This window comes from Salinimonas chungwhensis DSM 16280 (assembly GCF_000378185.1).
GTDB classification, from domain to species: domain Bacteria; phylum Pseudomonadota; class Gammaproteobacteria; order Enterobacterales; family Alteromonadaceae; genus Alteromonas; species Alteromonas chungwhensis.
Genome location: NZ_KB899377.1, coordinates 132,170 through 150,151 on the forward strand (window position 1 = coordinate 132,170; position 17,982 = coordinate 150,151).

A 17,982-nucleotide genomic window follows, 5' to 3' on the forward strand; every position below is an offset into this window, starting at 1 on the left:
CCTGATCTTAGGAGCATTTATGCCCAAATTACGTTCTGCAACCACCACCCAGGGAAGAAATATGGCAGGGGCACGCGCACTCTGGCGTGCCACAGGTATGAAAGATACCGACTTTGGAAAGCCCATTATTGCCGTCGCCAATTCCTTTACGCAGTTCGTACCGGGGCATGTGCATCTTAAAGACATGGGACAACTGGTCGCCCGCAGTGTTGAAGAGGCGGGCGGCGTAGCGAAAGAATTTAATACTATTGCAGTGGATGATGGCATTGCCATGGGCCACAGCGGAATGCTGTACAGCTTACCTTCACGGGAAATCATAGCAGACTCTGTGGAATATATGGCTAATGCCCATTGTGCCGATGCTCTGGTATGCATTTCAAACTGCGACAAGATTACACCAGGAATGTTGATGGCCGCCATGCGCCTGAACATTCCGGTGGTCTTTGTTTCCGGCGGCCCGATGGAAGCCGGAAAGACGCAGCTTTCCGATCGTCTTATCAAGCTTGATTTGGTGGATGCCATGGTGGCGTCGGCAGACGACAGCGTCAGCGATGAAGACAGCACCGAAATTGAGCGCTCTGCTTGTCCAACCTGTGGATCCTGCTCTGGTATGTTTACCGCCAACTCTATGAATTGTCTTACCGAAGCGCTGGGACTGGCGCTGCCGGGTAATGGTTCTATGCTGGCTACCCATGCCGACCGTGAAGGGTTGTTTAAGCGTGCCGGCAGTTTAGTCGTAGAGCTATGTCAGCGCTGGTACGGCAATGATGATAGCAGCGCGCTGCCACGCAATATCGCCAATCTTGAGGCATTTGAAAATGCCATGAGTCTGGATATTGCTATGGGTGGGTCGACAAATACTATTTTACACCTGCTGGCAGCCGCGATGGAGGGAGAAATCCCGTTTTCCATGGCGGATATCGACAGGCTGTCGCGGGAGGTTCCCCATCTGTGTAAGGTCGCTCCGGCTACTCCGCAGTATCATATGGAAGATGTCCACCGGGCAGGCGGTGTACTGGGTATACTAGCGGAGCTGAATAAAGCAGGCTTGCTGCGCGATAAGTGTCACCATGTGCTGGGTGACAGTATTGGTGAAGTGATCAGCCAGTGGGATATTACCAACCCTGACAACAGCACTGCGGATCTGTTTTACCGCGCCGGACCGGCAGGGATCCGCACTACCAAAGCATTCAGCCAGGATTGTCGTTGGCCGGAATCAGATAAAGACCGTGAGAACGGGTGTATACGTGCTCTGGAGCATGCATATAGCCAAGAGGGTGGCTTGGCGGTGTTGTACGGAAACCTGGCCAAAGATGGTTGCATAGTGAAAACCGCTGGTGTCGATGAGTCGATACTCACATTCACCGGCACAGCCAGAATTTATGAGAGCCAGGATGATGCCGTGGCAGGCATTTTAGGCGATGAGGTTAAAGCTGGCGATGTTGTGATTATTCGTTATGAAGGGCCTCGTGGCGGTCCGGGTATGCAGGAAATGCTCTACCCGACGTCTTATCTTAAATCCAAGGGTCTGGGCAAAGAGTGTGCGCTAATCACGGATGGTCGCTTTTCCGGCGGCACCAGTGGCCTGTCAATTGGCCACTGCTCGCCAGAAGCTGCCAGTGGCGGCAACATTGCGCTGGTCGAGGATGGCGATAAGATACTGATTGATATCCCCAACCGAACCATCAATATTGATATCAGCGATGCCGAACTGGCGCACCGGCGTGAAGCTATGGAGCAGCGCGAGCGGCCTTATAAACCGCTTAACCGTCAGCGTGTCGTCTCAGCGTCACTGAAAAATTTTGCCATGCTGGCCACCAGTGCAGATAAAGGTGCCGTGCGTGACGCGGCTAAGTTAGAAGATATATGACCCTGAGCAGTCACGATTATCTTAAAAAAATTCTGCTTGCGCCGGTCTACGATGTGGCGGTTACCAGCGATCTGGTTACCATGGCCAGCTTGTCGCACCAGGTGGGCAACACTGTATTTTTAAAGCGCGAGGACCAGCAACCGGTCAAATCTTTTAAGCTGCGGGGTGCTTATAACCGTATCTGCACCCTTTCACAGGCGCAGCAGCAGGCGGGGGTCATTGCTGCATCGGCCGGCAACCACGCCCAGGGACTTGCCTACGGCGCTAATGTTAAGGGTATTAAAGCTACAATTGTTATGCCTGAAACCACCCCGGACATTAAAGTGGATGCTGTGCGTCGGTTCGGGGGGCAGCAGGTCACCGTTATTCAGCATGGCACCAGCTTCGATCAGGCCAGCGCTCACGCCAGAGCACTGGCTGACGAATACGGTTACACCTTTGTTCCACCCTTTGATGAACCCGACGTCATAGCCGGTCAGGGAACGGTTGCCCGTGAGCTGCTGGAACAAAATCCTAATCTGGATATGATTTTTGTGGCTGTGGGCGGAGGCGGTCTGGCAGCAGGCATCTCAGTTTATTTAAAGCAGTTAAAGCCGCAGATAAAAATTATTGCGGTGGAATCAGAAGAATCCGCCTGCTTTACTGCGGCTCGCAAGGCCGGTAAACCGGTGCCCTTACCGTCGGTAGGGATTTTTGCTGATGGCGTCGCGGTGAAAACCATGGGTCAGGAGACTTTTCGCCTGTGCAATGAGTACGTGGATGAAATCATTACGGTCAGCAATGACGAAATCTGTGGCGCTATCAAGGATATATTTGATGACACCCGGGTTATTGCTGAGCCGGCGGGCGCGTTATCGGTTGCCGCCATCCGCAAATATGTGAAAGCGCATGGTATAACCGGCAAAAACATCGGTGGAATATTGTGCGGTGCGAATATTAATTTTCACACACTGCGTTATGTTTCTGAGCGCTGCGAACTGGCAGAGCAAAAAGAAGCGGTCTTTGCGGTAAAGCTTGATGAACGTCCCGGGGCATTCAAACAGTTTTGTGAAGCTCTTGGTGGCAAAAATATTACTGAGTTTAACTACCGGTATGGTAATGAGACCGAGGCGCATATTTTTGTGGGAGTAAAGCTAAAAGGCGGTCAGCCAGAGTTTTCATCGCTGCAAAGCAACTTGACCGAGAAAGGTTTTGCGTGCTTCGATATGAGCGCCAACGAGCTGGCTAAATTGCATGTCAGACATATGGTCGGTGGGAGGCCGCCGACTATTTTGAATGAAACCGTCTTTGCGTTTGAATTTCCGGAATACCCCGGCGCCCTGATGAATTTTTTGAATACGCTGGGTGACAAGTGGAACATTACGTTGTTTCATTATCGTAATCATGGTGCAGCCAAAGGGCTTGTGCTGGCTGGCTTTGATATACCGCCGCAGAGCAGAGAGGCGTTTGATGCCCATCTTCAGGCGCTAAATTATTCCTTTAACGATGTGACCGAGGATCCGGCGTACCAGTTCTTTCTTTCCGGCTCCTGAATAGCTGAAAAAGTATGCTGCCCGTTTACCGGGCGGCATCAGTTAATTCTTGACGTGTAAATACCTGAATAGCATCAAGTACCTTAACCCCGGGTTGCAGCCCGCCAATCACGTAAATTTTATCATTAATGGTGGTAGCCTGGTTATGTCTGCTGGCTAGCAATTTCAGATCGGCTTCACGCCACTGCTGTGACGCAAAGTCAAAGACCAGTGTTGCTGTAAGATTGGTATAATGACCAAAGGTAAAAAGCTTGTCATCCCAAACTGTGGCCGAGTGGGCGCTCAACGGATGCGGTAGCGCTGGCAACCTTGTCCAGGTATTGGTTTGCGGGTCGAACTGCTCAAACGATGTAACGGCACTGTTGCCATCATACCCCCCGACGACATAAATTTTTCCTTTAAAAGCGACCGCAGTGGTTTCTTTTGCCGAGGGCATGGGCGGTCCCAACGACCAGCTATCAGAAGCGATGTCATACACTGCCATTGCCGATGAGCGCTTCATTTGTTTGGTTTCCCAATCGCGATGGCCGCCCCCTATGACATAGATTTTACCATCAAGATACACAGCAGCATTGATGCGGGTGGGATAAGGCAACTCCGCAGCATAAGAAATTGTGCGACTGCGGGTATCGAAAATTTCTACGCGAGTTTCATAGGAGTAGTCGCTGTCTTCATGGGAAATTCCACCAATCAGATAAATATGATGGGCTTCATCGTAGACCGCTGAAAAGTAGCGGCGAGGTAAGATATGATCGTGCATGACCTGAACATTTTCAGTGGCAGGATCAATGATTTCTACATCGCCCAGCCATTCTTCATCACCTGAACCACCAAATACGTAAATCGCATCACCGTCATTGGCAATACCGGCACCAAAACGTGGGGTCTCAAGTGAAAAGGGCAAGTCGGTATCAAAATCTGAAGCTGGTGAGGGGTCAGTGTGGGAGGAGTGACTGCTAGTGCAGGCGCTTAACACAACAACTGCCGCTATCAGCAGACAGCTCGGTAAAAAATGTGTCATTGATATCCTTTTGACTTTCCATTGCGAATACAAAAACCGGCAGTACATAAAATACCGCCGGACTACTATAAGTTAATGTAGCGCAACATTTTCTAGGTGCTGAATAATTTCCGGCCAAACCAGCGCCATAACGTCTTTACGCAAAGCTGCACTTTCTTCAGAGTACTTTAAACTCCCGTCTGAGGTAGAGTCCAGCCAGTGATTCTCTCGCAGAGCGTTGATAAAACTGGATAATACGTTTTTGTCGTAGAATTCCGGCGAGCTCATGCCGTACAGTGTCGATAAGCGTTCGGCAACTTTTCGACTGGTGCGTTCAAGCTCAGTGCGTGAAATAACCCGCTCTTTTTCAATAATTGTCAGTACCACAGCATAGCGCTGAAAGGTTTCCTGCATACATCTGCTTAGCAACCAGGCTGAGTGATAATCTTTATTGCTGGGCTCGGGTGGATGCAAAGATTTATCTTTTTGTCTGAGTAGCCCCTGTTCCAGCATTTGATTAATCAGTTTGTCGGTATATGCCAGTGCCTGGTCCTGGGTCATGTGTATAAACAATTCGCGTTGCAGCAACGGATATAATGCTGCAACCAGTTGCAGCACATAGTCCCGGCGACAAGAACGATGGGCAAATACAGCCGACATGATAATGCCCGGTAACGCAAACAGGTGGAGTATATTGTTGCGGTAGTAGGTCAAAAGAACCGCTGAGTCAGGCTTTGGCTGGATTAGTCTGCCGTAACCGTCATTACTTACTGAAAAGCGGTTCAGGCTCAGAACGTGCGAAAGAATTTGCTCATCAGATTCCTCCGGTACTGTGGCATCATCTGAAAATGGCGCTTCTCGTAACATTGTCATAAAGGCACTTAAAGAGTGCTGCAGTTCATCCTGACTCATGGTCTTATTTTTTGATGAAAGCAGGCAGAGCGCCGATAACGCCATTCCATTTATCGCGGCAGAACGATTAATCCGCAACATTACTTCATGGGCGAGCTCATTCACCATAGGCGTTAACCACGTTGGTTTTTTGTCAGGATCAGAAGGCACACGATCCCGCCAGTGTGGTAACTGCTTTTCCATAAAACTGTTTAGGTGAATTGGCTCACCAAAATTGACATAACCATACCCATAATTTTTGAGCTTTCTTAACGCAGAGAAAACCTGCAGATTGGACTCTTTTTTCTTACCGCTGCCTTTGAGTTCTTTCAGATAGCTTTTGACCTCCATGACATTCTCATACCCGATATAAACGGGCACGATGCTTACCGGCCTGTTGACCCCCTTGAGCATCGCCTGCATGGTCATGGCGAGCATGCCGGTTTTTGGTGGGATAAGACGCCCTGTGCGGCTGCGACCGCCTTCTGGATAATATTTTACCGAATAGCCTTTGTTGAACAGTAACTCCAGGTATTCTCGAAAAACAGCAGTATACAACTTATTACCAGCAAAACTGCGGCGTAGAAAAAACGCGCCTCCACGACGAAATATCTTACCTACAGGCCAGAAATTAAGATTTATTCCGGCCGCGATATGAGGAGTAACCATACCCTCATGATAAATAACATAGGTAAGCAGCAAATAATCCATATGACTGCGATGGCAGGGCACATAGATTATTTCATGGCCGTTTCTGGCCAGTTCCCGGACACGCTCGCTGTGATGAACGCTAATGCCGTTATAAATCTTATTCCAGATGCGCGTTAACAGCCGGTCACCAACCCGTATCAATCCTTCGCGGTAATCGGCGGCAATTTCATCAATATAAAGCCGGGCGTTTTGGCGTGCTTTTTCCGGAGAACTTTTTTTGCTTTTACCATCTTCAATAATGGCTCGCTTTACGGATTCTGCACCAAGCACCGCATTATAGAGTTCCTCGCGTTCCAATAACGTAGGCCCAGTCATATTCTGGCGCTTACGATGAAAGTGGGTACTTGCTAACCTGACAAGCTTGTGAGCCAGCTGAGCATCACTGCCATGAAGCGTCGACATAGCATTGGCGGAAACTGATTTACTGAAACTGATAAAATTATCCCGGCCCAGAAAACATACGATAAAAAACTTTCTCAGCCAGCTGGGTGTGGCCGCATCGGCGATAAGATCACTAAAGCCCGGCTTGCCTTTACCAGGTGCTCGCCCCCATGAGATAAATACCGGTACAACCTGCACATCAAGTTGGGGGTTGTCGCGATGAAGATGGAACAAGTCGGTAAATACCGTTTCAATATCGGTTTTGGCTTTGCCGTTCATGCGAACCGGTTGGGTTCGGCGCAAAAATAATGAGGTAGGGTACGCTTTGTCGCCCAACAACACTTCATCAGTGGGACTGGGTAGCCCCATCTTTGTTGTGGCCTGGCGAAGCGCCAGTTGGTCAGTAATGGAATTACTCGGCAGCAAATAAATAATAGGTTTATTGCTGTCTATGCCAAGCTCGGTTTCCAGGTTTGTGGGAATTGTATGAGGCTTGACCAGCCACTTAACGGGATAATGAAACACTGATAGTAGCGTTCTGCGTATCCACGACATGAAAAAAATCCTGTATAGAAAAAACCGGCGCAGTGTACCATAAGTTTTTCGTAATACTTACAACAGGCCTCAGAGTAAACGTGCGGTAAGCCAGCTACGTGCGAAGTTTGGCCACAGCACTGCCTGCAGCGGCCAAAATACAGGTCGCAACAGATCCCCAAAGCCAGTCAATTACAGTCATATTCAACGGCCAGCCGGCGACAATTGAGTACGCCGTCAGATTGTACGTACCATAAGCTGTGGCGCCTAAAACAAAGCCGTAAAATGCAGCAGTACCAACAGGCTTATGAATATTTGGAATCACCGTCAATATTACAACTGACAAGCAATAAAGCAGGTAAAACAGAATCCAGGGCCAGGTAATAAACTGAGCGCGTAAAAGCCCTTCAAAATTTTCGACATACATTGGCATCGCGATAACTCCCAGCCAAATTCCATCCAGAACACCGAATGCAATAAGAACCGCAAGATAAGCTAAAGCGAATGTTGAAATTTTTGTCTTCATAAGACTGGTAACGCAGAGAGGAAGGGTTTGGTTCAGTGTGACAGATAAACAAGACTAAAAAAATATAGAGCCTGAAAGATCAGGCTCTATCGAAACGCTTTTTCATTTTGTGATGCGACGAGCAGCTAACAGCCCAAAGCCCATTAGCGAAAGCAGCGCTGTGGCAGGGGCAGGAACAGAAGCCGGCTCTAATTCAAGGGCTTTCATGGAAAGCTGCACGCGGCCTTCTGGTTTTATTACATTACTATCAGCCGTCCAGCTAAAGTTAAGGGTGCCAGCAACAGACGTAAATTCAGCAAAGTCTTCCAAAGCAAAGGTAAAGCCACCGCTTTGTGCGCCCTCTGCCAGGGCTACTTGTTGACCGTTTACTGTTGTGGATACTGACACATCATTCATTTGAGAACGACCAGACTGCCTGATAAAAAACTCCAGGCCGTTCCAGGTACCTTCCTCGGCGATGTTTTGTAAAGTGATACCGTCGAACGTCAGCGTAGTTGTACCAGAGTTGGCCAGGCTCAGACTCCAGTCAAAGCTTTGGTTATAATCAAAATCGGCCTTCCAGTCATAGTCTTCGGAAATAATATTAGTATCTTTACCTTTGCGCAGAAAAATATCTTTGCCCTGCTGCCCACCAGTGCCGGCAGCATTGATATCTTGTGAAACTTTGAACTCAGTGGTGAAAAGTGTATTTACTAATACCGGGGATTCAACCTCGACCAGTGCAGCTGATGCTGCGCTACTCAATATCATACCTAATGCGAAAACACTTGCTACTGACTTTTTCATCTGAACATCCTTACTTCTGATTATACATATATGCGGCAATACGTTTGCCAGCGATTACGCTATTGTCGCCATTTCCGTGCCATATTTTTATCATATTGAAAATTAAGGGTTATTTTTATTTTTCTATAGCCGCTCAGTGGTAGGTGTAAAAAGTAGCGACACCCTGTTTTTCAGTTTTCATACCTAATAGTGTTAAATAGAATTGGTTCAACATTCCTGCCCGAATAAATGAAAATTGCGGAAAACCAGTGCCCTGCGAGTATCCGCGGCTTGCCAAATTCATTTGCATGTATATACTCTGCAGGATAACTGTATGGAAAACCAGGCTGTGTATGCGTCCACTTACCCCCAGACAAACTGAAGTTCTCGAACTGATTAAAACCAATATGCGCGAGACCGGCATGCCTCCTACCCGCGCTGAAATTGCCAGTCGCCTCGGCTTTCGTTCAGCCAATGCGGCAGAGGAGCATCTTAAAGCGCTGGCCAGAAAAGGGGTGATTGAGATATTAGCCGGGACGTCACGAGGAATACGTCTGACGACACCTCTGGAAGAAGAAGCCAGTAATGACGAGCCGGGATTGCCTTTAATTGGGCGCGTGGCCGCCGGGGAGCCCATTCTGGCTCAGGAACATATTGAAAGCCACTACCACGTGGACCCCAATTTGTTTAAACCCCATGCTGATTTTCTGCTGCGGGTCGATGGCATGAGTATGAAGGACATCGGCATTCTGGATGGTGATTTACTTGCTGTACACAGAACCACGGATATTCATAATGGTCAGGTTGTGGTGGCCCGGGTAGAAGACGACGTCACTGTGAAGCGTTTCGAAAAACGCGGGCACGAAGTTTTGTTGCATGCTGAAAATGATGAGTTTGCCCCGATTAAAGTTGATTTAACCGCTCAGGCACTATCTATCGAGGGGCTTGCTGTGGGCGTTATTCGCAACGCCGACTGGATGTAATTTAATACCTCTATCAACTGCAGCGATTTTACTCGCTGCAGTGTGGTCCTTTTTGTTTTATCCCAGCCTTTCCCTGATAAGAATTTTTGCAGGTGCGTATAAACCTCGCTTTTATGGATTGAACAAAGTTTACGCTTTACGTCCCTAGCGCGTTTAACGCAGATCCTTTTTAGAAATAACCACCAAATCACATCCATTTTTCTTTTCCAAAAGACTCCCCTAGATCAACCGCTTGCTAATTTTTTGCACAAAATTTTCTTAAATGACTAGACTCGGCGTTAAATTTGTTTAATTCTTATACTGTCATTTACATAATGATAACAAAAAGATAAACGATCAAATGCACATAAGATCGCACAATTTTTTCGAGTCCATGGTCGATAAAGTCGCCTTCCATGATTCGTCCATCACGGAGGTGTTGAGTGAAAAAGCTCGCGAGTATCGCAATGATGGTTTTGGGAACTCTTTCAGTATCATTTGTCAGCCGGGCAGATACACAGGCTGTTTCTGATATTAACCTGCGCAAAGGAGTGACTGATATCAGCGGTCAGGTTTACGACCTGCACATGTTGATGTTTCTTATCTGTGTCGGAATTGCCGTGGTGGTCTTCGGCATAATGTTTGTATCCATGTATCTGCATCGTAAGTCTCGCGGTGCCAAACCAGCCAAGTTTCACGAAAGCGTTAAAGTTGAAGTGGCCTGGACCATTGTTCCTTTCCTGATACTTATCTTCATGGCGGTCCCGGCTGCTAATACCCTTATCGCGATGGAAGATACTTCTGAAGCTGATCTCACCGTGCTGGTAACCGGCTCACAGTGGAAGTGGCATTACCGTTACATGGATTCAGAGGTTTCCTTTTACTCCCTGTTGGCCACGCAGCGTGAACAAATCAATAACCGGTTCGAAAAAAGTGAAAATTATTTGCTCGAGGTAGATAAGCCGCTGGTCATCCCAACAGATAAAAAAGTGCGTTTTTTAATCACTTCAGACGATGTAATTCACTCGTGGTGGGTGCCAGACTTTGCCATCAAAAAGGATGCTAACCCCGGGTTTATTAACGAAGCCTGGACTCGGGTCAATGAACCAGGTTTATACCGTGGGCAATGTGCCGAATTATGTGGCAAGGACCATGGGTTTATGCCCATTGTGGTAATCGCTAAAGAGCCTGCCGAGTTTGCCTCCTGGATCGGAGAGCAAGAGGAGATTCAACGTAAGGCAAGAGAAGAAGAGCAGCGCTTATTGTCGATGAATATGAGCATGGATGCGCTTATGGAGGAAGGTAAAAAAGTTTACAACGCAACGTGTGCATCTTGTCATATGCCAAACGGTGAAGGATTACCCGGAACGTTTCCTGCGCTTAAAGGCAGTGCAATTGCGTTAGAAGATATGCAGGGGCATCTGGACATTGTAGTAAACGGTAAAACCGGTACCGCAATGCAGGCCTTCGGCAAAATGCTGTCGCTCAAAGAATTAGCCGCAGTAATTACCTATGAACGCAACGCCTGGGGCAATGACACCGGGGACATCGTACAACCAAAAGATGTCGACGCATTCAATAAAGGGCAATAGGAGAGCATCATGTCTAAAGCTACAGAAATCTCTTCCCATGATGCTGGCGCAACGGCAGCGCATGAGGATCACCATGAGCATCATATTCCCAAAGGAGTAATGCGGTGGATATTGACCACTAACCATAAAGATATTGGTACTTTATATCTGTGGTTCTCATTCATCATGTTTCTTACCGGCGGCGCGATGGCAATGGTCATACGGGCTGAACTGTTTCAGCCAGGATTGCAGATCGTAGAGCCTGACTTCTTTAATCAGATGACCACTGTGCATGGTCTCATCATGGTATTTGGCGCTGTCATGCCGGCCTTTGTGGGTCTGGCTAACTGGTTAATTCCTATGATGATAGGTGCACCGGACATGGCGCTGCCGCGCATGAATAACTGGAGCTTCTGGATCTTACCTTTCGCCTTCGCGATTTTGCTGGCGTCGTTGTTTACAGAAGGCGGCGGGCCTAATTTTGGCTGGACATTTTACGCTCCCTTATCAACCACTTACAGTAATGACAGTACAGCCTTGTTTGTCTTCTCCGTCCATATAATGGGGATTTCCTCCATCATGGGCGCCATTAATGTCATCGTGACGATTTTTAATATGCGCGCGCCGGGCATGAACTGGATGAAAATGCCGCTATTTGTCTGGACCTGGCTGATCACCGCATTCCTTCTTATTGCAGTTATGCCAGTACTGGCTGGTGCAGTGACCATGGTACTTACGGACAAGTTCTTTGGTACCAGCTTTTTCGATGCTGCCGGAGGCGGCGACCCGGTCATGTTCCAGCACATATTCTGGTTTTTCGGGCACCCTGAAGTTTACATCATGATCCTGCCTGCTTTTGGCATTATCTCCCATATCGTGCCGACCTTTGCGCGCAAACCCTTATTCGGTTATGCATCGATGGTCTATGCCACTGCGTCTATTGCCCTGCTGTCATTTATTGTCTGGGCGCATCATATGTTTACTACCGGAATGCCGGTTTACATGGAGATGTTCTTCATGTTCGCCACTATGCTTATTTCGGTGCCTACCGGGGTAAAAGTCTTTAACTGGGTGGCGACAATGTGGCGTGGGTCGATGACCTTTGAGGTGCCGATGCTCTTCGCACTGGCGTTTATTGTGCTATTTACCATCGGCGGCTTGTCTGGCCTGATGCTGGCCATCACACCGGTGGATTTTCAGTATCATGACACTTACTTCGTGGTAGCTCACTTTCATTATGTATTGGTGAGCGGTGCTATATTTTCCATTATGGCGGCGGTCTATTACTGGTTACCCAAATGGACCGGTCGGATGTTCAATATTGGTCTGGCCAAAACCCACTTCTGGTGTTCGTTAATCTCTGTCAACGTGCTGTTTTTCCCAATGCATTTTGTGGGCCTGGCAGGCATGCCCCGACGCATACCTGATTATTCCCTGCAGTTTGCTGATTACAATCAGTGGATCAGTATCGGCGGATTTGCGTTTGGGCTGTCCCAGCTAATATTTCTTGCTGTAGTTATCCAGGCATGCCGCAAGCAGGGCGAGCCAGTAAGTGACCGTGTCTGGGAAGGCGCCAATGGCTTGGAATGGGAAATTCCATCGCCAGCACCCTATCACACTTTTGAAACACCGCCGGTGGTTAAATAATTATGGCTAAGCCTGCAAGCAACCGTGCAATGGTCACCCGGTTGGTGGTAATTGTTGTAGGCATGTTTGGGTTTGGTTTTGCCCTGGTACCGCTGTACGACGTATTTTGCAATATCACCGGTATCAACGGTAAAACCAATGCCAGCGCAGCTGTCTACACGGCCAAAGAGATAGACCGTAGCCGACAGGTCACAGTGGAGTTTTTAACCCGCACGCATACTGGTATGCCCTGGGAGTTCAGAGCAAACACTAAGCGTATCAAGGTCCACCCGGGGGAAATGGCTACCGTGAATTTCTATGTGCGCAACCCTATGCGCAAAGACTTTGTCGCCCAGGCAATTCCTTCAGTATCGCCGGGTGAGGCGGCCTTGTTTTTAAATAAAACCGAATGTTTTTGTTTTAACCAACAACCTTTGGCAGGCGGGGGTGAGGCAACTATGCCAATGTCTTTTTATGTAGACCCGCAAATACCAGAGGATATGACTTATTTTACTGTGCAGTACACGTTATTTGACGTCACAGCCCGGGCTGATTCGTTAGATGACACTGATAATCCATTCCTTAACCGCACCGGACGCAGCGATTAAGACCACTAATTGATGATGTGAGAGGAAGAAGGTAATGCAGCAGTCTTACGAAAAATATTATGTACCGGCGCAAAGCCCCTGGCCAATAGTCGGTGCGGTGGCACTGTTTTTAATTGCGGTGGGCGCTGCAAATGTGGTCATGGAGTACAGCAACCAAAGCGATGGCTACGGCCCGTATATTTTAGCCCTTGGTCTGGTGGTATTGCTGGTAATGATAGTGGGCTGGTTCAAAAATCAAATTGACGAGTCAATGGCGGGCCTTTACAGCGCTCAGTTGGGGCGCTCATATCGTCAGGGTATGACCTGGTTTATCTTCTCTGAAATCATGTTTTTCGGGGCATTTTTTGGTGCTTTGTTTTACGCAAGAATGATTTCTGTGCCCTGGCTGGGAGGTGCATCAAATAATGCCATGACCAATGCTGTGTTATGGCCTGAGTTTCAGGCTTTGTGGCCATTGGTTACAACCCCGGGGGGCACCACTACCGAAGCGATGGGGCCGGCCGGTTTGCCTACGATTAACACTATTATCCTCTTGATCTCGTCAGTGACGCTGCACTTTGCGCATGTTGGACTTGAAAAAAATAAACGTAAGCAGTTGGCTTGGATGCTGGGAGCGACAATCGCATTGGGTGGTATCTTCTTATTTTTTCAGGTGCAGGAATATATTCATGCGTACCGGGATCTGGGCTTGACGCTGCAATCAGGAATTTATGGTAATACATTTTTTCTGTTGACCGGCTTCCATGGCATGCATGTCACTTTGGGCACGATAATTTTGCTGGTGCTGTTTTTCAGGGTCTTGAAGGGCCATTTCACACCAGATAACCACTTTGCTTTTCAGGCCGGCGCCTGGTACTGGCACTTTGTTGATGTGGTGTGGGTCATGCTGTTTCTTTTTGTCTACGTGCTGTAGCGACTCGCTTAGTAAGGCCGGGGATTAAGATGAATAAGATCCATTGCCACCGCCAGCAAAATGAGTACTACGATACATACAGATGTGAGTACACGCCTGCCAATATATTTGCTCATCGGTTGCCCGTTGGGGTCATTCTTCATCATTACACGCATCGCCATGAAAAGGTTAATCACCATGAAAATGAGCAAACTCACCAAAATTATCTTAACGATCATAATGTGTCCCTGACCCCTTATCCAAACGACCGCGCAAGCTTTTCTGCTAAACGCTGGGCTGCTGTGGTAGTGACGCTCCTTGCAATTGCGCTGATGTTTCGTCTGGGGCTATGGCAGCTGGACCGAATGCATCAAAAAGAAGCACGTCTGGCTAGCATAGCGCAAAAACAAGCGCAGGGGACAGTTTCGTTGATGGATTTACCCGCACACCCCGTCGATATGCAGGATTACCCGGTTTCATTAAACGGCCGGGTGATGGACTCTACGCAGTTTTTTCTTGATAACCAAATATATGAAGGACGGGTCGGGTATCATCTGCTGGCTCCTGTAATAACCGCTACTGGTACGGTTCTGGTCAACTTTGGCTGGGTGTCTGGCGGGCAATATCGGGGCGCCCTTCCCGACGTCGCATTGCCCCGTGAGCTGACCACATTTTCCGGTACAGTCGCCCTACCTGCATTAAACCCGGTAGTGCGGGAAACAGCGACCGGCTATAACCAGAATAAAGTCCTGCTTCAGCAAATTGATATTGCAACACTCAATCGCCAAACCGGCTTGCGTCTGAAACCTTTTATAGTTCAGCTAGAGCAACCCAGTGATAGTCAGTTCGAACGCGACTGGCGCCCGGTGGTCATGTCCCCCAAAAAGCACCTCGCCTACGCAGTACAGTGGTTTGGTTTGGCGCTGGCCGCATGCATCGTGGCATTAATTGTTTTCTTTCCCAGAGGTAACAGCAATGACAAAACAAACCTACACTAAACGTCTGACCTTTTTTGGGGTTCTGGTCGCCTTTGTGGTGCCGGTATTAATTGCAAAAGTAGCGCTGGACAATAACTGGTTTAACCGGGGAAGTACGAACAACGGTGAGCTGATTCAGCCAGTGGTGGACTTTAGTGCGGCGCTGGACCAACAGCCACCAAAATGGCGGCTGGTTTATCGTATACCCTCACGCTGTGAGGCCAGCTGCCAAAACGCGATTTATAGCATTCAGCAGGTTTGGCTGGCGCTGGGGCGTGAGACCGACCGGGCCCAGGCTACCCTAATTGTTACGGAAACCAGCGACCCTGAAGTAGTCAGTAAACTTGACAGCCATTCCCGACTGAAGATCGTGAATACAAACCGAGCCACGGCAGATAAGCGATTAAAGCAATATGGCGATAACAGCGTTTATCTTGTTGATACATTGAATCAAGCCATGCTGCGCTACGCAGTCAGCGCTGATCGTGAAGAGGCAGTACTCAACAGTCGCGACATTTTGGCGGATGTTAAAAAGCTGATGAAACTGTCACGGATTGGCTAACAGGAGACTGCCGCATGCGCAAATTCATATTTTGTAGTTTACTGATGGCCATAGTGGTGATTGTACTTGGTGCCTATACCCGCCTGACGGACGCAGGCCTGGGGTGCCCTGACTGGCCCGGCTGTTACGGGGAGTTATTTGTCCCTTCCTCTGAGGATAAAGTTAATGCGGCGAACAGCGCATTCCCAGAGCGCCCGCTGGAGCCCGCGAAAGCGTGGAGTGAAATGGTACACCGTTATTTTGCCGGGGGGCTGGGAATAATGATATTTGTGATTGCCGGATGGGCGCTTATAAAAAGAGATCCCAGAATGCCAGTAGGCCTGCCGTTGTTTTTATGTGGCTTAGTTGTTTTTCAGGCTGCTCTGGGGATGTGGACAGTGACCCTGAACTTGTTACCAGTGATAGTCATGGGTCACCTCCTGGGCGGCTTTGGCGTTCTGACCTGCTTATTTATTTTGTATCTGCGATTAAGCCCGGCGATGTGCCGCGACAAGTTAAAATCTGCTAAACGAATGCTGGGATTTGCTTTTGTGGGAATGATTATTCTGGGCTGTCAGATAGCGCTGGGGGGATGGACTTCGGCCAATTATGCTGCGCTGGCCTGTACAAATTTACCGGTTTGCGAAGGACAGTGGTGGACCCAAATTGATGTTCCGGGAGCCTATAGTGTGCCGCCGGCAGACAATTATGAGTTTGGCGTGCATGATTATCCCGCCCGCATGACGATGCACATCATACACCGCGCCGGTGCGCTAATCACCTTTGCGTACCTGCTTACATTAGGTATTTGGCTACTCCGGGTTCGCTCCAAATTACTGAACTCGGCTGGCACTGCACTTATTACGGTATTAAGCGCTCAGGTGGGTCTGGGGATCAGTAATGTGGTCATGAGCCTGCCACTGACTATCGCGGTGGCGCATAACTTTGTAGCGGCGATGTTGCTGCTCATTATGGTGTGGATCACCTTCAACTTGTCAGTTATCCAACGGAGGGCGCATGGCTAAAACAGCAAATCTTACGTCTTATGAGGCCGGCGTCAGCAAAATTCCACGCTGGCGCGAATATTATGAACTTACCAAACCCCGGGTCGTCATGTTGCTTCTGCTCACCGCGCTGGTGGGCATGTGCCTGGCCTCTGACAGCTGGATTTCTGCAACAGTCCTGGTCACTGGTTTGCTGGGAATCGGGCTGTTGGCAAGCAGTGCAGCGGTGATTAACCACGTGGTGGACCATCGCATTGACAGCATCATGGCGCGGACATTTAACCGGCCCGTGGCCAAAGGCCGGATCCCTGTAGCCAAGGCGATATACTTTGCCATAGCACTGGGCGTCACCGGCTTTTTTATTCTGAGTGTCTGGGTAAATGCACTTACTGCGTGGCTGACGCTGGCATCGCTGGTAGGGTATGCGGGGGTCTATACGATGTTTTTGAAACGCGCCACCCCGCAAAATATTGTTATAGGTGGCCTGGCCGGAGCAGCACCGCCTTTATTGGGATGGACAGCGGTTACCGGCAGTATTCATGCACATGCTTTATTGCTGGTGCTGATTATTTACACCTGGACTCCTCCCCACTTCTGGGCCCTGGCGATTCATCGTGAACGCGACTACGCAAAAGCGAATGTTCCCATGTTACCTGTTACGCACGGCATCAGCTTCACTAAAACCTGGATTTTAGGATATACCTTGTTGCTGATGCTGGTGGGATTTATGCCCTACTTGGTGGGAATGTCTGCACTCATTTATCTGGTGGGAGCCACAGTGCTGAATCTGATATTTGTAGGTTATGCCTGGAAACTTAAATTTAACGATGAACCAGGCTGGGCGATGAAGACATTTCGCTTTTCAATCATTCATCTCATGGTATTGTTTGTGGTACTACTGCTTGATCATTATGTACCTGTAACACTATGAAACAAAATAACCTTGTGGGCCTGGTTCTTATCGTTGCATTTATAGGCGGTATTTGGGCGGCAATAAATGTGGCCCCGCCTGCTACAAATATCAGTACTGAGGCAACCGATGCAGAGTATTTTCAACACTACCCTGCTGCCAGGGCGTTACCCGAATTTTCCTTGTACACCGCCGACGATAAAGAACTGACCAGCAGCGATCTGCAAAATCAATGGACCCTGGTATTTCTGGGATATACGTTTTGTCCTGATATCTGCCCGGCCACAATGGCGGCGCTTAGTCGTGTCTACCCTGAACTACAGAAAATAGACAGCGAGTATCCCATCAAAGTGTTGTTTTTGTCCGTCGACCCGAAGCGTGACACACCGCAGCGCCTTTCAAGTTATAAAACACACTTCAATGATGCGTTCATAGCAGCCAGCGGTCCGCATAACCAACTGTTCCCCCTGGTCAGAAGTTTTGGCTTGATGTACTCTATGCCAGAGAGTACTGATCAGAGCGATTACCTGGTCGATCATAGCGGCTCAGTAGTTTTGGTCGGGCCGGATGCTGAAGTTATAGGGCGTTTTAAACCGCAGGCCGAACCGGGGCAGCTTTCTATCGCCAATCCTGCGCATATCCTGAGCGATTTACCTGGCATTGTAGCCACCAAGTCATAAC

Annotated in this window: 17 protein-coding genes; 12 read left to right on the plus strand and 5 right to left on the minus strand. The window is 48.7% G+C overall.

The features are described 5' to 3' along the window. The first annotated feature begins 19 nt into the window (after positions 1-19). Together ilvD and ilvA are read left to right on the plus strand one after the other, a co-directional pair. Complete coding sequence (ilvD, locus tag F458_RS0104810; protein WP_018982250.1) at positions 20-1,870, plus strand: dihydroxy-acid dehydratase; 1,851 nt, start codon at positions 20-22, stop codon at positions 1,868-1,870. Then, positions 1,867-3,402 (plus strand): threonine ammonia-lyase, biosynthetic, encoded by a 1,536-nt coding sequence (gene ilvA, locus F458_RS0104815; protein WP_018982251.1) that lies wholly within the window; start codon positions 1,867-1,869, stop codon positions 3,400-3,402. The genes ilvD and ilvA overlap by 4 nt, the downstream gene beginning before the upstream one ends. 25 nt (positions 3,403-3,427) lie before the next feature. Here the strand turns inward: ilvA and F458_RS19035 are convergent, their stop codons facing one another. The 4 genes from F458_RS19035 to F458_RS0104835 form a co-directional block, all read right to left on the minus strand. Beyond that, the gene (locus F458_RS19035) at positions 3,428-4,423 is read right to left on the minus strand and encodes a Kelch repeat-containing protein (protein ID WP_018982252.1); all 996 of its coding nucleotides are present in this window, start codon (positions 4,421-4,423) and stop codon (positions 3,428-3,430) included. A gap of 72 nt (positions 4,424-4,495) precedes the next feature. Continuing rightward, positions 4,496-6,940 carry a glycerol-3-phosphate 1-O-acyltransferase PlsB gene (plsB, locus tag F458_RS0104825; protein WP_018982253.1) on the minus strand — a complete coding sequence of 815 codons (2,445 nt, stop codon included), beginning with the start codon at positions 6,938-6,940 and terminating at the stop codon, positions 4,496-4,498. A gap of 94 nt (positions 6,941-7,034) precedes the next feature. Beyond that, positions 7,035-7,445: a DUF2177 family protein gene (locus F458_RS0104830; protein WP_018982254.1), complete on the minus strand. Its 411-nt coding sequence runs from the start codon at positions 7,443-7,445 to the stop codon at positions 7,035-7,037. 102 nt (positions 7,446-7,547) lie between these two features. Further along, a complete protein-coding gene (locus F458_RS0104835; RefSeq protein WP_018982255.1) occupies positions 7,548-8,231 on the minus strand; it encodes a hypothetical protein in 684 nt (227 codons plus the stop codon). Positions 8,232-8,563: 332 nt separating this feature from the next. On the opposite strand from F458_RS0104835, the gene lexA reads away from it, so the two are divergent. The 5 genes from lexA to F458_RS0104860 all read left to right on the plus strand — a co-directional run bounded on the left by lexA (position 8,564) and on the right by F458_RS0104860 (position 13,890). Continuing rightward, entirely contained in the window at positions 8,564-9,193 is a 630-nt protein-coding gene (gene lexA, locus F458_RS0104840; protein WP_026294501.1) for a transcriptional repressor LexA, read from the plus strand. 446 nt (positions 9,194-9,639) lie between these two features. After that, complete coding sequence (gene coxB / locus F458_RS0104845) at positions 9,640-10,764, plus strand: cytochrome c oxidase subunit II (protein ID WP_026294502.1); 1,125 nt, start codon at positions 9,640-9,642, stop codon at positions 10,762-10,764. A gap of 9 nt (positions 10,765-10,773) precedes the next feature. Next, positions 10,774-12,390 (plus strand): cytochrome c oxidase subunit I, encoded by a 1,617-nt coding sequence (ctaD, locus tag F458_RS0104850; protein ID WP_018982257.1) that lies wholly within the window; start codon positions 10,774-10,776, stop codon positions 12,388-12,390. A 2-nt stretch (positions 12,391-12,392) separates the two neighbouring features. After that, complete coding sequence (locus F458_RS0104855) at positions 12,393-12,977, plus strand: cytochrome c oxidase assembly protein (protein WP_026294503.1); 585 nt, start codon at positions 12,393-12,395, stop codon at positions 12,975-12,977. Positions 12,978-13,011: 34 nt separating this feature from the next. Beyond that, positions 13,012-13,890 (plus strand): cytochrome c oxidase subunit 3, encoded by an 879-nt coding sequence (locus tag F458_RS0104860; RefSeq protein WP_018982259.1) that lies wholly within the window; start codon positions 13,012-13,014, stop codon positions 13,888-13,890. An 8-nt stretch (positions 13,891-13,898) separates the two neighbouring features. On the opposite strand, the gene F458_RS20390 is transcribed toward F458_RS0104860, so the two are convergent. After that, positions 13,899-14,108 carry a DUF2909 domain-containing protein gene (locus F458_RS20390; protein WP_083928586.1) on the minus strand — a complete coding sequence of 70 codons (210 nt, stop codon included), beginning with the start codon at positions 14,106-14,108 and terminating at the stop codon, positions 13,899-13,901. Between the two features lie 69 nt (positions 14,109-14,177). Here F458_RS20390 and F458_RS19040 point away from each other — a divergent pair, with 69 nt between their 5' ends. The 5 genes from F458_RS19040 to F458_RS0104885 are packed head-to-tail and all read left to right on the plus strand — an operon-like array spanning position 14,178 to position 17,981. After that, a complete protein-coding gene (locus tag F458_RS19040; protein ID WP_269745197.1) occupies positions 14,178-14,867 on the plus strand; it encodes an SURF1 family protein in 690 nt (229 codons plus the stop codon). Further along, positions 14,845-15,408, plus strand: a complete 564-nt coding sequence (locus F458_RS0104870; RefSeq protein ID WP_018982261.1) for a hypothetical protein — start codon at positions 14,845-14,847, stop codon at positions 15,406-15,408. Before F458_RS19040 ends, F458_RS0104870 begins: the two co-directional genes overlap by 23 nt. 14 nt (positions 15,409-15,422) lie before the next feature. Continuing rightward, entirely contained in the window at positions 15,423-16,412 is a 990-nt protein-coding gene (locus F458_RS0104875) for a COX15/CtaA family protein (RefSeq protein ID WP_018982262.1), read from the plus strand. Further along, positions 16,405-17,322: a heme o synthase gene (cyoE, locus tag F458_RS0104880; protein ID WP_018982263.1), complete on the plus strand. Its 918-nt coding sequence runs from the start codon at positions 16,405-16,407 to the stop codon at positions 17,320-17,322. The genes F458_RS0104875 and cyoE overlap by 8 nt, the downstream gene beginning before the upstream one ends. Further along, on the plus strand, positions 17,319-17,981 hold the full coding sequence (locus tag F458_RS0104885; RefSeq protein WP_018982264.1) for an SCO family protein: 663 nt from the start codon (positions 17,319-17,321) through the stop codon (positions 17,979-17,981). Before cyoE ends, F458_RS0104885 begins: the two co-directional genes overlap by 4 nt. The last annotated feature ends 1 nt before the right edge of the window (position 17,982 follow it).

Coding starts and splice junctions, on each gene's coding strand:
- ilvD (WP_018982250.1), top strand. CDS start 20: ATGCCCAAATTACGTTCTGCAACCACCACCCAGGGAAGAAATATGGCA.
- ilvA (WP_018982251.1), top strand. CDS start 1,867: ATGACCCTGAGCAGTCACGATTATCTTAAAAAAATTCTGCTTGCGCCG.
- F458_RS19035 (WP_018982252.1), bottom strand. CDS start 4,423: ATGACACATTTTTTACCGAGCTGTCTGCTGATAGCGGCAGTTGTTGTG.
- plsB (WP_018982253.1), bottom strand. CDS start 6,940: ATGTCGTGGATACGCAGAACGCTACTATCAGTGTTTCATTATCCCGTT.
- F458_RS0104830 (WP_018982254.1), bottom strand. CDS start 7,445: ATGAAGACAAAAATTTCAACATTCGCTTTAGCTTATCTTGCGGTTCTT.
- F458_RS0104835 (WP_018982255.1), bottom strand. CDS start 8,231: ATGAAAAAGTCAGTAGCAAGTGTTTTCGCATTAGGTATGATATTGAGT.
- lexA (WP_026294501.1), top strand. CDS start 8,564: ATGCGTCCACTTACCCCCAGACAAACTGAAGTTCTCGAACTGATTAAA.
- coxB (WP_026294502.1), top strand. CDS start 9,640: ATGATGGTTTTGGGAACTCTTTCAGTATCATTTGTCAGCCGGGCAGAT.
- ctaD (WP_018982257.1), top strand. CDS start 10,774: ATGTCTAAAGCTACAGAAATCTCTTCCCATGATGCTGGCGCAACGGCA.
- F458_RS0104855 (WP_026294503.1), top strand. CDS start 12,393: ATGGCTAAGCCTGCAAGCAACCGTGCAATGGTCACCCGGTTGGTGGTA.
- F458_RS0104860 (WP_018982259.1), top strand. CDS start 13,012: ATGCAGCAGTCTTACGAAAAATATTATGTACCGGCGCAAAGCCCCTGG.
- F458_RS20390 (WP_083928586.1), bottom strand. CDS start 14,108: ATGATCGTTAAGATAATTTTGGTGAGTTTGCTCATTTTCATGGTGATT.
- F458_RS0104870 (WP_018982261.1), top strand. CDS start 14,845: ATGACAAAACAAACCTACACTAAACGTCTGACCTTTTTTGGGGTTCTG.
- F458_RS0104875 (WP_018982262.1), top strand. CDS start 15,423: ATGCGCAAATTCATATTTTGTAGTTTACTGATGGCCATAGTGGTGATT.
- cyoE (WP_018982263.1), top strand. CDS start 16,405: ATGGCTAAAACAGCAAATCTTACGTCTTATGAGGCCGGCGTCAGCAAA.
- F458_RS0104885 (WP_018982264.1), top strand. CDS start 17,319: ATGAAACAAAATAACCTTGTGGGCCTGGTTCTTATCGTTGCATTTATA.